This is a genomic window from Streptomyces sp. MUM 203J (assembly GCF_022414595.1).
GTDB lineage: Bacteria > Actinomycetota > Actinomycetes > Streptomycetales > Streptomycetaceae > Streptomyces.
Genome location: NZ_JADWYO010000068.1, coordinates 1 through 13,585 on the forward strand (window position 1 = coordinate 1; position 13,585 = coordinate 13,585).

Below are 13,585 nucleotides of genomic sequence, written 5' to 3' on the forward strand. Positions count from 1 at the left end.
GAACGGTCGTCTCCGCGAGGCCGCGGAGCCCGCAGGGGCGTTCGCGGGCGCTGGTCGCGGCTGCGGTGGCCGCCGTCGTCCTGGCCGGGGCCGGGATCGCCTACGGGCTGATGGACCGCGAGACGGCCGCCTCGGCGGGCCGCGGCGGCACCGGCGTGGAGGGCCCCGGTCCGGCGGACGGGCGTCCGGAGGGCGGCGACGGCCTGCCCCTCACCCCCGGTGACGGCCCGCCGGGCTCGGTGTCCCCCGGTGACTCGGGGACCACCGCGTCCTCCGCCCCCGCATCGCGATCCGCGTCCGGGGCCCCGTCGAAGGGTGTCCTGTCCCCGTCTCCTGCCCGGCCCGCGCCCGGAGACGCGACCGGGCCGGGGCACGTCTCGTCGTCGACGACCGCGAGCGGCGGCGGTGCGTCGGGCTCCGCGGACGGCGGGACCGGCACCCCGAAGCCGACGTGCTTCGCCCGAGGGGACGGCAGGTACGACTGCACGGTGTGGAAGAACGCGAAGTCCTACTGGAAGGACGGGCGCGAGGCGGGGATCCTCTATGCGGGCAAGAACTACTTCTACTGCCAGGCCGATCTGGGCCGTCGTGTGACCGACGGCCGGTGGACCAACGTCTGGTGGGGCAGGACCGACGACGACAGTCGCAACGCCGGCGTCTGGGTGAGCATCGTCTACGTGCAGGGCGGCGACAACGACGGGCCGGTGCCGGGGCTCCCGGTGTGCTGAGCCCCGTCCGTCACGCGGGAGGACGCTCGCCGGAGCCGCGTGCGACGAGCGCCGTGGGCAGCTCCGCGCGCGCCGGGGGCTCCTGGATCCCGTCCAGACGGCGGAACAGCCGCTCCGCCGCCGTCCGGCCCAGGGCGGCGGCGTCCTGGGCGACGACCGTGATGCCGAGCAGATCGGCCAGCTCGATGTCGTCGAAGCCCACCAGGGCGACCGGCCGGTCCCGCAGCGCGAGCTCCCGCACCACCGTCACGGTCACCCGGTTGTTGCCCGCGAACAGTGCGGTCACCGGCTCCGGGGCGGCCAGCATCCCGGTCACCGCCTGCCGGACCCGGGCCGGCTCGGTCGAGCCGAGCGAGATCCAGGCGTCGTCCACCGGCAGCCCGGCGTCCTCCATGGCGGCCCGGTAGCCGCGCAGCCGCTCCACGGCGGTGTGGATGCGCGGCTGGTCCCCGATGAAACCGATGCGGCGGTGGCCGTGCGCGATCAGGTGCGCGACGCCCGAGCGGGCGCCGCCGAAGCTGTCGGACAGCACGGTGTCCGCTTCGATGCGCCCTGCGGGCCGGTCGACGAACACCACGGCGACCCCGGCCCGTATCTCCGGCTCCAGATAGCGGTGGTCCGCCCCGGCGGGGATGACGATCAGCCCGTCGACCCGCCGGGCGCACAGGGCCAGGACGAGTTCCTGCTCCCGGCCGGGGTCCTCGGCGCTTGACCCGTTGATCAGCAGCGCGCCGTGCGCGCGGGCGACCTCCTCGACGGCACGGCTGAGCGGCCCGTAGAAGGGGTCGGCCAGGTCCTCCAGGACGAGCCCGACGGACGCGGTGCGGCCCTTGCGGAGGATCCGCGCGCTGTCGTTGCGGCGGAAGCCGAGGGCCTCGATGGCTTCCTGGACGCGGCGTTCGGTGTCGGAGGTGACGCCCGGCTCGCCGTTCACCACACGCGACACGGTCTTGAGGCCGACACCCGCGCGGGCGGCGACGTCCTTCATGGTCGGGCGGTTGCCGTACCGGGCGGTGGCGGGGGTGCGTCGGGTGGTCCGGGCGTTGTCGGCCACAGTGGGCGGGTCCTGTCCTGACTCGTCGTGATCAAGCCTGCGAAGGTTGAGCATAGGGCCTGGACAACGTTGTCAGAAGCTTGCAGACTACACCTGAGAGCAATCTGAAACCGCAGGTACGACAGACAGTCACGGGGGGATCCACCAGCATGCGTACGGAGGAGCTGTCTCAACAACCACCTCGCGGCCGGGCGGCGGGCGGGGGCTCACCGAACATCCTCACCGGGGACCCGGCCGGGGGGCCCGCCGGCGGCGTGGTCGCCGCGCTCGACATCGGCGGCACCAAGATCGCAGCGGCGCTGGTGGACGGCGAGGGGCGGATTCTCGTGCGGAGCCGCCGCCCCACCCCGGCGCGGGAGGACGGCGAGACCGTGATGGGTGCGGTGGCGGCGGCGCTCGCGGACCTGGAGGCGTCCCCGCTGTGGGCGGGTGTCCGCGCGGTGGGCATCGGCAGCGCGGGGCCGGTGGACGCGGCGGCCGGGACGGTGAGCCCGGTGAACGTGCCCGGCTGGCGCGGCTATCCGCTGGTCGACCGGGTCGGCGCGGCCACGGGGGGCGGGCTGCCGGTACGGCTCGTGGGGGACGGCGTCGCCATGACTGCGGCCGAGCACTGGCGTGGGGCGGCCAGGGGGCACGACAACGCGCTGTGCCTGGTGGTGTCCACCGGGGTCGGCGGCGGGCTGGTCCTGAACGGTCGGCTGCACCCCGGCCCCACCGGCAACGCCGGCCATATCGGCCACATGAGCGTGGATCTGGACGGAGACCCGTGCCCGTGCGGCGGGCGCGGCTGCGTCGAACGGCTCGCCAGCGGCCCGAACATCGCGCGCCGCGCCCTCACCGACGGCTGGCGTCCGGGACCGGACGGCGACACGACCGCGGCCGCCGTCGCCGCGTCCGCCCGGGCGGGCGACCCGGTGGCCCGTGCGTCCTTCGAACGTGCCGCCCGCGCCCTGGCGGCCGGTATCGCCGCGACAGCGGCACTCGTGGAGATCGACGTCGCGGTCGTCGGCGGCGGCGTCGCAGCCGCGGGCGACCTCCTGTTCGCCCCTCTCCGTGCCGCCCTCCACGACTACGCCACCCTGTCCTTCGCCCGCGACCTGACCGTCACCCCGGCCCTGACCGGCACGGACGCGGGCCTCCTGGGCGCGGCGGCGGCGGCGCTTCCTCACACGGCGGCCGGCGGCAACTGACCTCGCGGGGAGAGGGCGTGCCGGGCCCGGCGCCGGTCCGCCGGGCCGGCAAGGTCCAGGCGGCTGCGGGCCGGCACCGGCCCGTCCGGCAGCCGTGCCCCTCCCGCTGCTGCCGTGCGGGGGCAGGAGGGGCGTGGTGGACTGGACGTGGGAGTCACGCTGATGAACGCGCAGCGCTTGCGGAGACCGGCGGGGTTCGCCGTCGTCGCGACGGCGGTCCTCGCGGTGCTGCTCGCGCTGGTGCTGGGGGGCTGCACCACCACGGACGAGGAGCCGCGGACGCCCGCGAGCCCGCGTGAGCCGACGCCCGCCCCGGCCACCAGCCCCACCGCGCCCGCCGCCGTGTCGCCGTTCACCGGGCTGGCGGGTGACACCGGCCCCGTGCTGACCGTGAAGATCGACAATGTGCGGGCCGCCCGTCCCCACACCGGTCTGGACAAGGCGGACATCGTGTACGTCGAGCAGGTCGAGGGCGGGCTGACCCGGCTGCTCGCCGTGTACGCGTCGGAGCAGCCGCCGCGGATCGGTCCCGTACGCAGCGCCCGGGAGTCGGACGTGGAGCTGTTGCGCCAGTTCGGGCGGCCCGCGCTCGCCTACTCGGGTGTGCGCAGCGCGCTCCAGCCGCTGCTCAGGGACGCCCCGCCGTACGCCCTGCCGCCCGAGAGCGTGCCCGCCGCGTACGTCCGCGATCCGGGCAGGCCCGCGCCGCACAACCTGTTCGTGCTGCCGGAGCGGGTCCTCGCCGCCGCGCCGGACGCCGACCCGCCGAAGGACATCGGGTTCCGGTTCGGCGGTACACCGGGCGGCGGGCGGGACACCAACGCGTACGACGTCGCCTTCCCCGCCGCCCGCTACGGCTTCACCTGGTCCGCTGCCGAGCAGCGCTGGCTGGTCAGCATGGACGGTGCCGCCGCGCGGACCACCGACGGCGCCCGGGTCGGTGCGGCCACCGTCGTCGTCCAGCACGTCACGGTCCGGCCGTCGTCCTTCGAGGACAGCGCGGGAAACGTCACCCCGTACACCGAGACCGTCGGCTCCGGCACCGCCGTCGTGCTGCGGGACGGGAAGAGTTACGACGTCCGCTGGAGCCGCCCGGACGCCGAGGACGGCACGGTGTTCACCAGGGCCTCGGGCGAGCGGCTCACCTTCGCGCCCGGGCCGGTCTGGGTCGTGCTGGCGCCGCGCTGAACCGCCGTGCGGAGCCCTGTGCCCAGGGCGGCCGGGAGGCGCAACGGCCCCGCGGGCCCGGCACCTTACCACTCGTTTCGGCCGACTCGGCTGCGTTTCGCCGCCCGTGCCGATGTGCGCCTCTGGCACGAAGGCCCACGCCTCCCGGAGCGTTACGGCCACGCGCCGGGCCCGTGCGGGTTTCCGTGGGAGGGTGGTGCGGGCAATCCACAGGGGGCCGACGGGGCCTACGAAAAGGGGGAACCGTGATCGTCTGGATCAACGGCACGTTCAGCGCCGGCAAGACCAGTGCCGCGCGTGAACTGATCGACCTGATCCCGAACAGCACGCTGTACGACCCTGAGCTGACCGGCGGCGTGCTGCCCGCGCTGCTGCCGCGCGAACGGCTGGCCGCAGTGGACGACTTCCAGGATCTGCGCATCTGGCGCCGCCTGGTCGTCGACACGGCCGCGGCACTGCTCGCGGAGGTGGGCGGGGTGCTCGTCGTCCCGATGACCCTGCTCCGGCAGGATTACCGGGACGAGATCTTCGGCGGTCTCGCGGCCCGCCGGATCCCGGTCCGGCACATCGTCCTGACTCCAGAGGAAACGATCCTGCGCGGCAGGATCGCCGCACGGGAGGAGGACCCCGCCGACCCGGTCCGCAGCGAGCGGGTCCGCCGGTGGGCCTACGACCACATCGCGCCCTGCCGCGCCGCACTGGACGACTGGCTGGCGGCCGACGCGTACGCCGTCGACAACGGCTCCCTCACCCCCGAGGCCACCGCCAAGGCCATCGCGGACGCCGTCCGTACCGGCGCCGCAGGCGTCTGCGGGATCGTCCAGACGCCGGAGCCGACCGGCGAGACCCTCGCCGCGGGCGTGCTCCTCTTCGACGAGCGGGACCGGGTGCTGCTGGTGGATCCGACGTACAAGCCGGGCTGGGAGTTCCCCGGCGGGGTCGTCGAACGGGGCGAGGCCCCGGCCCGGGCGGCGATGCGCGAGGTCGCCGAGGAGACGGGGCTTGAACTGGGTGCCGTGCCCAGGCTCCTCGTCGTCGACTGGGAGCCGCCCGCCCCGCCCGGCTACGGCGGGCTGCGACTGCTGTTCGACGGCGGCCGGCTCACCGGGGCCCAGGCCGACCGGGTGCTGCTGCCCGGCTCCGAGCTGCGAGGCTGGCGTTTCGCGACGGAGCAGGAGGCGGCGGGGATGCTGCCGCCGGTGCGGTACGAGCGGCTGCGGTGGGCGCTGCGGGCGCGGGAGCGGGGGACGGTGCTGAACCTGGAGGCGGGGGTGCCGGTCTAGGGACCGGGGTCCGCCCCGGGTCCGTCGTCCTCAGGTGCCGGACGGGTTCGGAGACTCGTCCGGCCGCAGGGCGTCGAGGATGAGGGTGAGACCGAAGACGAACTCGTCGGCATAGGCGTAACCGGGCTTGAGGGCGTGCTCGGTGACGAGTTCGGTGAGGTGAGGGTAGGTGTCTGCGGGCATATCGCGGAGCATCGCGTCCGCCACCTCGTCCAGCTCCGCCGGGCCGCTGAACGGCATGCTCAGCTCCTGGAGCACGAAGCCGTACAGATAGCTGTCGATCAGTGAGACCGCGTGCGCGGCCATGGGGACGGAGAAGCCTCCGGCGCGCAACGTGCCGATGACGGAGTCGTGGTGGCGCAGGGTCGCCGGGCCGGGCCGGGAGCGGGAGTCCATCAGGGAGACGGCCCACGGGTGGCGCCGCAGTGCGGCGCGGGCGGAGTCCGCGCGGCGGCGCATGGCGGTCTTCCAGTCCGTGTCGCGCGGCGGCAGCCCGATCTCCGCGAACACCGCGTCCACCATGCCGTCGAGGACATCCTCCCGGCCCGCGACGTGGTGGTACAGCGACATCGCCTCGACGCCCAGCGGCTGCGCGATGGCCCGCATCGTGAGCGCCGCCGTGCCCTTCTCGTCCGCCACCGCGACCGCAGCCCGGATCACGCGTTCACGGCTGAGCGGCGTGCGCGGTGCCGGGCGCCGCTCCTTGCTTCCTTCGCGCATGTGCCTCTCCTCTTCCGCTTCCCTTGACTACCTTACGGCATAAGGTTAACCTGCCTTACGGCATAAGGTTGCCACTTGGGTGAAAGGGCTGCGCCATGGGCACGGATCGCGTGAAGAAGGTCTGCATCATCGGGGCTTCGGGGAAGCTCGGGCAGTACATGGTCCGGCACGCGCTGGAACGCGGTTATGAGGTCGTCGGTGTCTGCCGCGAGCAGAGCGTGCCGAAGCTGGCCGCCTTCGAGGGCCGGATCACCGTCGTCCCCGGACCCACGAACGACCCGGAGGTGATCCGGCGGGCGGTCGAAGGGTGCGACGGGGTGCTGACGGTCCTGGTGCCCTGGGGTGTGCGGCAGTACGCGTCGGGGACGGCCCAGGCCGTGCTCGACCACGCGCGGCCGGGCGCGCGGCTGGTCTTCTCCTGCGGCTGGCACATCACGAGGGACGGCAAGGACGTGTACGCGCGGACCTTCAAGGCGGGCCTCCGGGTCGCCACATGGCTGGGTCGGCTCGCGCGGGTCATCGAGATCGACGACCAGGTGGAGGCGTGCCGCCGCGTGTTCGCCAGCGACACCCGGTGGACCGTGGTGCGCGGCAGCAGCCTGGAGGAGGGTGCGAGCCAGGGCCTGCCCGTGTGGAGCCGGCACGTGGGCGATCCGGTGCTGGCCAGCGATCTGACGCGCCGTGTGGACTTCGCGCTCTTCATGGTGGAGGCGCTGACGGACGACACCCTGATCCAGGAGGCCCCGGCGATCGTCGGCTGCCTCAGCCCCAGCGCCCTCGCGCATGGGGACGAGGCGCGGCGCGGGTGAGGGGCGCTGCCCACGGACCCCGCTGCCCGACCTCCGAGCAGGCCGGGCAGGGGCGGACTTCCAGGGGGAGGCTTGGCGGCCCGTCCGGAATCCGAGGGAAGACGCTGTCAGGCGGGACGGGAGGGTCCGGGAGCGGCGTCCCCGTCGATACCGCCGGGAAGAGGCGACGCGGGGGACGAGGCCGCGGCGGCCAGCAGCGCGTCCGCCACAGCCGTCGGGTCGCCCACCGGGGCGGCCGACGGCTCACCGTGCCCGCAGCACAGCAGGGTCACCGTCCCGTGGGGCAGCGCGGCCAGGCGCTGGAGGGAGGCGGTCGCCGCGGCCCGGTCCACGTGGAACACCCCGAGGGCCACCCGCTCCGCCGACGCCACCGTGTCGCCCGTGAACAGCACGCCGTGGTACGGCAGATGGACGGCCATCGAGCCGGGCGTGTGCCCCGGCGTGTGCACCGCCACCGCGCCGTCCCCGAAGCCCAGCCCGTCGCCGTCCGACACCTCCCGGTCCACCCGCGTCGGCGGAGCCGGCGGCACGGTCAGCCCGTGCGCGTACAGCGGCACCTCCCATTCCAGCAGGTCGGGCTCCGGCACCGGCGCCTCGCCGCGCACGTGTGCCGCGTCGAGCCGGTGCGCGACCACCTCGCATCCGTACCGCCCCGCGAGTTCCTCCGCCGCGCCGACATGGTCCCGGTGGCAGTGCGTCAGCACGATCCGCCGCAGGTTCTCCGGGCGCAGCCCGGCGCCGCGCAGGCCCCGTTCGATCACGGGCGCCGAGCCGGCCCACCCGGCGTCGACCAGGGTCAGTTCGCCGTCGGCGTCCCGCTCCCCGTCCCGCCAGACGTACGCCTGACCGATCGGGAAGCGCAGCATGTGCAGCCGGGGCAGGAGCCTCACCACGTCCAAGTCCGTGTCCATGGAAAGACCGTACGGCGCGGACGGGCCGTTCCGGAGACGGCTACGCCGAGGGCGATTCCGCCCCCGGCGTAACACTTGTCGGTCCGTCAGTTCTTCTGTGAGCGCGCGTAGTTGAAAAGAAAGAGTGCCTCCGCGACCGACAGCCGCTCCAGCTCCCCGGGCGCCACGCTCTCGTTCACGGCATGGATTCGGGCCTCGGGCTCGCTCAGCCCGATCAGCAGCATCTCCGCCTCCGGGTACAGCTCGCCCAGCGTGTTGCACAGCGGGATCGAGCCGCCCATGCCGGCCGTCTGCATCTCCTGCCCCGGGTACGCGGCCCGCAGCGCCTCGCCCATCGCCCGGTAGGCCGGGCTGGTCACGTCAGCCTGGAAGGGCTGGCCCTGGCCCACCTGCTCCACTGACACCCGCGCACCCCACGGGGTGTGCGCCTCCAGATGGGCCGTCAGCAGCCTGGTCGCGGTCCCGGCGTCCTGCCCCGGCGGTACCCGCAGGCTGACCTGGGCCCGCGCGGACGCCTGCACCGACGGCGTGGCCCCGACGACCGGCGGGCAGTCGATGCCGACGACCGTGACGGCGGGCCGCGCCCAGAGCCGGTCCGCGACCGTGCCCGAGCCGATCAGCCCGACCCCGTCCAGCACCTTGGCGTCCTGCCGGAAGTCCTTCTCCCCGTACTGGAGGCCCTCCCACTCCGCGTCCGCCGCCAGCCCGTCGACGGTCGTCGAGCCGTCCTCCGCGCGCAGCGAGTCCAGTACGCGGATGAGCGCGGCCAGCGCGTCCGGCGCGGCCCCGCCGAACATGCCGGAGTGCAGGTTGCCCTCCAGGGTGTCCACCTGGATCCGCAGCATCGTCATGCCGCGCAGCGACGAGGTGACGGTCGGCAGCCCGACACGGAAGTTGCCGGTGTCACCGATGACGATCGTGTCGGCGGCCAGCAGCTCAGGGTGCGCCTGGGCGTACTGCTCCAGGCCGCCCGTGCCCTGTTCCTCCGAGCCTTCGACGATCATCTTGACACCGACCGGCACTCCGCCGTGGGCCTTCAGGGCGCGCAGCGCGAGCAGGTGCATGATGAACCCGCCCTTGCAGTCGGCGGCACCGCGCCCGTACCAGCGGCCGTCGCGTTCGGTCAGTTCGAAGGGCGGGCTGTCCCAGGCCGCCACGTCCAGCGGAGGCTGCACGTCGTAGTGGGCGTACAGGAGGACGGTCGGGGCGCCCTCGGGGCCGGGCAGGTAGCCGTACACCGACTGGCTGCCGTCCGGGGTGTCCAGCAGGGCCACGTCCGTGAAGCCCTCGGCGTGCAGGGCGGCGGCCACCCACTCGGCGGCGCCCTCGCACGCACTGCGGGGGAACTGGGCCGGATCCGCCACCGACGGGAACGCCACCAGCTCCGTCAGCTCCGCCTTGGCGCGGGGCATCAGTGAGGCGACGGTGGCGGCGATCGGCTCGACGAGCGGATCGATGGTCGGGTCGGCGGTCATGAGCACGCTCCTCGTGGGTGCGACGGGGGATGCTGCGGCTGTTGCCGCGGGGGTGCGTGAACGCGTGTCCGATCCTCCCACAGGGGTGGCCGGAGACAGCGCCGTAGGATGCGAGCGAGAGCTTGGGACACGGTCGGGATCAGGAGCAGCAGCACATCGTGAGCAGCGAGAACGCAGCGGCTGAGAACGCAGACGCCGAGAACACCACGGCCGCCGGCGGCGCCGCGGACCCCGCGGAGACGCCCCGGTCCGCCGGGGGGCCGGAACCCGCGGGCCGGGTGGAGGTCAGACCCACGGACGCGGGCCCCGCGGGAGCCGCCGCTGCGCGGGCCGAGGCGGCCGACGGCGTTCGCCTGGAGGGGGGTTCGGAGGACGCCACCGACGACGCCGCGCCTGTGGAAGGCGCGGTCAGGAGCGGGGGCCCGGCCGAGGACGCGGTGCCGGGCGCTGGGCCCGAAGGGCCCCGGGAGGCGGGCGACGGGGTGTCAGCTGACGGGGGTGACGCCGGGGTCGGTGACCCCGAGGAGGGCGTGCCCGGTGATGCGGGTTCCGTCGCCCCGGGCGACCCGCAGGGCGAGGACGCGCGGGTCTGGGACGTCGTCGTGGTGGGCGCAGGGCCCGCCGGAGCGTCGGCCGCCTACGCCGCCGCGGTCACCGGGAGGCGGGTGCTGCTGCTGGAGAAGGCCGAGCTGCCGCGGTACAAGACCTGCGGCGGCGGCATCATCGGCCCGTCCCGTGACACCCTCCCGCCCGGATACGAACTGCCCCTGCGGGACCGTGTGCACGCCGTGACGTTCTCCCTGAACGGCCGGTTCGCCCGCACCCGCCGCTCCAGGCGGATGCTGTTCGGCCTGGTCAACCGGCCCGAGTTCGACGCCCGGCTGGTGGAGCACGCGCAGAAGGCCGGGGCCGAGCTGCGGACCGGCGTGACGGTGGCCCGTGTGGAGCAGCACGGTGCCACCGTGCCGGACCGCCGCACCGTCGCGGTCGTCCTCGCCGACGGCGAGACCCTCCTGGCGCGAGCCGTGGTCGGCGCCGACGGCAGCGCCAGCCGCATAGGGGCCCATGTCGGGGTGAAGATGGACCAGGTGGATCTGGGCCTGGAGGCGGAGATCCCGGTGCCGGAGACCGTCGCGGAGGACTGGGCGGGCCGGATCCTCATCGACTGGGGCCCGATGCCGGGCAGTTACGGCTGGGTGTTCCCGAAGGGCGACACCCTCACCGTCGGTGTCATTTCGCGTCGTGGTGAAGGCGCCGCCACCAAGCGGTACTTGGACGACTTCGTCGCCCGTCTCGGCCTCGCAGGTTTCGAACCGGCCGTATCCTCGGGGCACTTGACGCGATGCCGCGCCGACGACTCCCCGCTGTCCCGGGGACGCGTCCTGGTGTGCGGCGACGCGGCCGGGCTGCTGGAGCCGTGGACCCGTGAAGGCATCTCCTTCGCGCTGCGCTCGGGACGCCTCGCGGGGGAGTGGGCGGTGCGGATCGCGGAGGCGCACGACGCGGTGGACGCCCGCAGGCAGGCCCTGAACTACGCGTTCGCGATCAAGGCGGGGCTGGGCGTCGAGATGGCGGTCGGGCGGCGGATGCTGGCCGCCTTCGAGAAGCGCCCGGGCCTGCTGCACGCCGTGATCACCGGTCTCCGGCCCGCCTGGCAGGTGTTCGCCGACATCACGCGCGGCGCGACGACGCTGGCCGGCATGGTGCGCAACAACGGGGTGGCGCGCCGCGCCCTGGAGGCCCTGGACCGTCGGGAGCAGGGCCGGGCGCCGCGCGGCCGGGGCGTGAACGGGGCGCGGAGCCCGCAGTAGGGGAGGGGCGGGGGGAGGGGGCCGCCGGTCACGGCCGCGGCCGCCCGAACCCCCACAGCACCCTCGCCACCCGGCCCACGAAGCCCGCCGCGGCCACCGCTCCTGCGGCCCTCAGCCAGCCGCGCGCGGTCCCGTCCTCGAGGCCGAACAGCGGAACCGGGGCCGCGACCAGGCAGAACAGCACCCCGGCGAGCAGTGCCCCGGTGGCCAGGGCGAACCCGATCTCCACCGTCACGGCGTCCCGCCGGGCCTGGCGGTCGCCGTCCCTCCTCATCGCCGCGTCGCCACCTCCCGGGCGGTCACCAGGTCACCGCCGAGGTGTCCCGCCACAGCCGGGCCAGGCGTGCGTCGCCGGTCAGGGTCACGGCGGGGGAGCCCGGCCGGAGGCGGTTCCACAGGGTGAGGTGGAGGGCCTCGGCGGTGCCGCTCAGTTCGCAGTCCGCCGGGCCGTCGGCGTCACGGCTCGCGCGGGGCGCCTCCGCCGACAGCCGTACGCTCCACACGTCGCCGGTGTCCGTCGTGCGGACCCGCAGGGTGCCCGGCTCGTCCGTGCGGACGCGGCTCTTCTCCCGGCCGTGGAAGCCGCACAGCAGTTCGTCGACCCCGTCGGCGGCCAGCGCCGCGTCCACCGGGGAACGGCCCGCCACCAGGCCCAGCGCCGACTCCGCGTCGACCCGGTGCACGGTCGTCTCGTGGACCTGCCGCCGTGCCCAGAAGGCCAGCGGGGACGGGGCGGGCAGGAACGTCCAGCACTCCAGGGCGGCCGGGGCCGCGGTCAGGCCGGACACCAGCGCGGCGTGGCCCTCGCGGAACCACGCCAGCAGCGGCGCGCCGTCCAGGCCGGGCTCCCCGGGGCCCGGCCGGTAGGAGGTGTGCCCCTCCACGACGAACCCGGTCGCCCAGCGGTGCACCATGCCGGTGTGCCGCAGCAGGTCGCGCACCCGCCAGTCCGGGCAGGTGGGAACCTCCGCGTCCAGCCCGGCCTGTTCGGCGGCGTCGGCCAGCAACTGTCCCTCATGTGCCAGGTACTTGATGTGCTCGGCGATGTTCATGCCGGAATTCTGCCAGTGCGCCCGACCGCTCGACTCCGCCGCGGTGCTCCTGGCGTCCGGCGCGTCGCGCATGGGCTCAGGGGGTGGGCGAGGCCGTGGCTCCCCGGGTGCGGTGGCCGATGAGCGCGGCGCCCGCCGCGAGGGCCGCCACCGTCGTCAGCGCCAGCGGCAGCGAGGACCAGTCCGCCACGAATCCGATCACGGGCGGGCCCAGCAGCATGCCGCCGTAGCCGAGCGTGGAGGCGGCCGCCACCCCGGCGGGGCCGCCGAGCGCGCCCGCCCGGTCCACCGCGACCGGGAAGATGTTCGCCAGGCCGAGTCCCGTCACCACGAAGCCCAGCAGCGCGAGCCACACGGTCGGCGCCAGCGCGCCCAGCAGCATGCCCAGGGCCGCCGCCGTGCCGCCCGCCACGAGCGTGCGGGTCTGGCCCAGCCGTTCCAGCATCGCCGTCCCCGACAGCCGGCCCGCCGTCATGGCGAGCGCGAACAGCGCGTACCCAGCTGCCGCGAGGCCCGGGTGGGCGTGCAGGTCCTCCGCGAGATGCAGGGCGCCCCAGTCGGCCAGGGCGCCCTCCCCGTAGGCCGTGCACAGGGCGATCACACCGAAGACGGTGACCAGGCGCCGGGAGCGGCGGTCGAGGCGCCGGGGCCCGGGCCGTGCGGCGGCCGGCAGCGTCTCCGGCGGGGCGGGCGAGGGGTGCCGCAGGAGTGCGGGACCCGCGAAGGCGGTCAGCAGCAGTCCGGCCGCCGTGAGGCCGAGCAGATGGGCCGCGGGCGACAGGCCGCCCGCGACCAGGCCGCCGAGCCCGGCGCCGAGCATGCCGCCCAGGCTGAACGCCGCGTGGAAGGACGGCATCACCGGTCGGCGCAGCGCGGCGACCAGGTCGACGGCGGCACTGTTCATGGCGACGTTGATCGCCCCGTACGCGGTGCCGAAAACCAGCAGGACCAGGCCCAGGGCGAGCACCGAACGGGTGAGCGGCGGCAGAGCGATGGCCAGGCACAGGAGGACGGCGGAGCCGACCGTGACCGGGTGGCTGCCGAAGCGGCGGCACAGCCTGCCCGTCAGGGTCATCGTGACGACCGCGCCCGCCGAGACTCCCAGCAGCGCGAGCCCGAGTTCGCTCTCCGAGGCGCCGGTCTGGTGCTTGATCGCCGGGATGCGGACGACCCAGCCGGCGAAGAGGAAGCCGTCGAGGGCGAAGAACAGGGTGAGCGCGGTACGGAGGGAGCGGAGGGACTGCGGGGCGGGGTGACCGTCCGAAGTGCTCCACGTGGCGGACGCGAGTTTGTTTAGTTGCGGCACAAACGCAGGATAGAGGTGCACCGGACCTGGATCCAAACCGCACCGGGGGCACCGGCGG

At 74.7% G+C, this 13,585-nt stretch carries 12 protein-coding genes and 1 pseudogene; 6 read left to right on the plus strand and 7 right to left on the minus strand.

Annotated elements, in window-relative coordinates; genetic code table 11:
• Positions 1–728, plus strand: a pseudogene (locus I3F58_RS25140) (serine/threonine protein kinase); the annotation flags it as partial.
• A gap of 10 nt (positions 729–738) precedes the next feature.
• On the opposite strand, the gene I3F58_RS25145 reads toward I3F58_RS25140, so the two are convergent.
• On the minus strand, positions 739–1,716 hold the full coding sequence (locus I3F58_RS25145; protein ID WP_240110999.1) for a LacI family DNA-binding transcriptional regulator: 978 nt from the start codon (positions 1,714–1,716) through the stop codon (positions 739–741).
• Between the two features lie 215 nt (positions 1,717–1,931).
• Between I3F58_RS25145 and I3F58_RS25150 the strand changes: the two genes are divergently transcribed.
• From I3F58_RS25150 to I3F58_RS25160, 3 genes are all read left to right on the plus strand, one after another.
• Entirely contained in the window at positions 1,932–2,972 is a 1,041-nt protein-coding gene (locus I3F58_RS25150) for an ROK family protein (protein WP_240110977.1), read from the plus strand.
• Positions 2,973–3,134: 162 nt separating this feature from the next.
• Positions 3,135–4,160, plus strand: a complete 1,026-nt coding sequence (locus I3F58_RS25155) for a DUF3048 domain-containing protein (protein WP_240110978.1) — start codon at positions 3,135–3,137, stop codon at positions 4,158–4,160.
• Positions 4,161–4,405: 245 nt separating this feature from the next.
• Positions 4,406–5,443, plus strand: coding sequence for an NUDIX domain-containing protein (locus I3F58_RS25160; RefSeq protein WP_308355062.1), 1,038 nt, complete (start codon positions 4,406–4,408; stop codon positions 5,441–5,443).
• 30 nt (positions 5,444–5,473) lie between these two features.
• Here I3F58_RS25160 and I3F58_RS25165 read toward each other — a convergent pair whose 3' ends face one another.
• Complete coding sequence (locus I3F58_RS25165; protein ID WP_240110979.1) at positions 5,474–6,163, minus strand: TetR/AcrR family transcriptional regulator; 690 nt, start codon at positions 6,161–6,163, stop codon at positions 5,474–5,476.
• Between the two features lie 95 nt (positions 6,164–6,258).
• Here I3F58_RS25165 and I3F58_RS25170 point away from each other — a divergent pair, with 95 nt between their 5' ends.
• A complete protein-coding gene (locus I3F58_RS25170; RefSeq protein WP_240110980.1) occupies positions 6,259–6,972 on the plus strand; it encodes an NAD(P)-dependent oxidoreductase in 714 nt (237 codons plus the stop codon).
• A 107-nt stretch (positions 6,973–7,079) separates the two neighbouring features.
• Here I3F58_RS25170 and I3F58_RS25175 read toward each other — a convergent pair whose 3' ends face one another.
• Complete coding sequence (locus I3F58_RS25175; RefSeq protein ID WP_240111001.1) at positions 7,080–7,871, minus strand: MBL fold metallo-hydrolase; 792 nt, start codon at positions 7,869–7,871, stop codon at positions 7,080–7,082.
• A 98-nt stretch (positions 7,872–7,969) separates the two neighbouring features.
• Positions 7,970–9,358, minus strand: coding sequence for a dipeptidase (locus I3F58_RS25180; RefSeq protein ID WP_240110981.1), 1,389 nt, complete (start codon positions 9,356–9,358; stop codon positions 7,970–7,972).
• Positions 9,359–9,888: 530 nt separating this feature from the next.
• On the opposite strand from I3F58_RS25180, the gene I3F58_RS25185 reads away from it, so the two are divergent.
• Positions 9,889–11,169 carry a geranylgeranyl reductase family protein gene (locus tag I3F58_RS25185; RefSeq protein ID WP_240111002.1) on the plus strand — a complete coding sequence of 427 codons (1,281 nt, stop codon included), beginning with the start codon at positions 9,889–9,891 and terminating at the stop codon, positions 11,167–11,169.
• 28 nt (positions 11,170–11,197) lie between these two features.
• On the opposite strand, the gene I3F58_RS25190 is transcribed toward I3F58_RS25185, so the two are convergent.
• The 3 genes from I3F58_RS25190 to I3F58_RS25200 form a co-directional block, all read right to left on the minus strand.
• Entirely contained in the window at positions 11,198–11,443 is a 246-nt protein-coding gene (locus I3F58_RS25190) for a DUF6332 family protein (RefSeq protein ID WP_240110982.1), read from the minus strand.
• 25 nt (positions 11,444–11,468) lie between these two features.
• Positions 11,469–12,221, minus strand: coding sequence for a maleylpyruvate isomerase family mycothiol-dependent enzyme (locus I3F58_RS25195; protein WP_240110983.1), 753 nt, complete (start codon positions 12,219–12,221; stop codon positions 11,469–11,471).
• 76 nt (positions 12,222–12,297) lie between these two features.
• Entirely contained in the window at positions 12,298–13,527 is a 1,230-nt protein-coding gene (locus tag I3F58_RS25200) for an MFS transporter (RefSeq protein WP_240110984.1), read from the minus strand.
• Positions 13,528–13,585: the final 58 nt, after the last annotated feature.

Coding starts and splice junctions, on each gene's coding strand:
- I3F58_RS25145 (WP_240110999.1), bottom strand. CDS start 1,716: ATGAAGGACGTCGCCGCCCGCGCGGGTGTCGGCCTCAAGACCGTGTCG.
- I3F58_RS25150 (WP_240110977.1), top strand. CDS start 1,932: ATGCGTACGGAGGAGCTGTCTCAACAACCACCTCGCGGCCGGGCGGCG.
- I3F58_RS25155 (WP_240110978.1), top strand. CDS start 3,135: ATGAACGCGCAGCGCTTGCGGAGACCGGCGGGGTTCGCCGTCGTCGCG.
- I3F58_RS25165 (WP_240110979.1), bottom strand. CDS start 6,163: ATGCGCGAAGGAAGCAAGGAGCGGCGCCCGGCACCGCGCACGCCGCTC.
- I3F58_RS25170 (WP_240110980.1), top strand. CDS start 6,259: ATGGGCACGGATCGCGTGAAGAAGGTCTGCATCATCGGGGCTTCGGGG.
- I3F58_RS25180 (WP_240110981.1), bottom strand. CDS start 9,358: ATGACCGCCGACCCGACCATCGATCCGCTCGTCGAGCCGATCGCCGCC.
- I3F58_RS25190 (WP_240110982.1), bottom strand. CDS start 11,443: ATGAGGAGGGACGGCGACCGCCAGGCCCGGCGGGACGCCGTGACGGTG.
- I3F58_RS25195 (WP_240110983.1), bottom strand. CDS start 12,221: ATGAACATCGCCGAGCACATCAAGTACCTGGCACATGAGGGACAGTTG.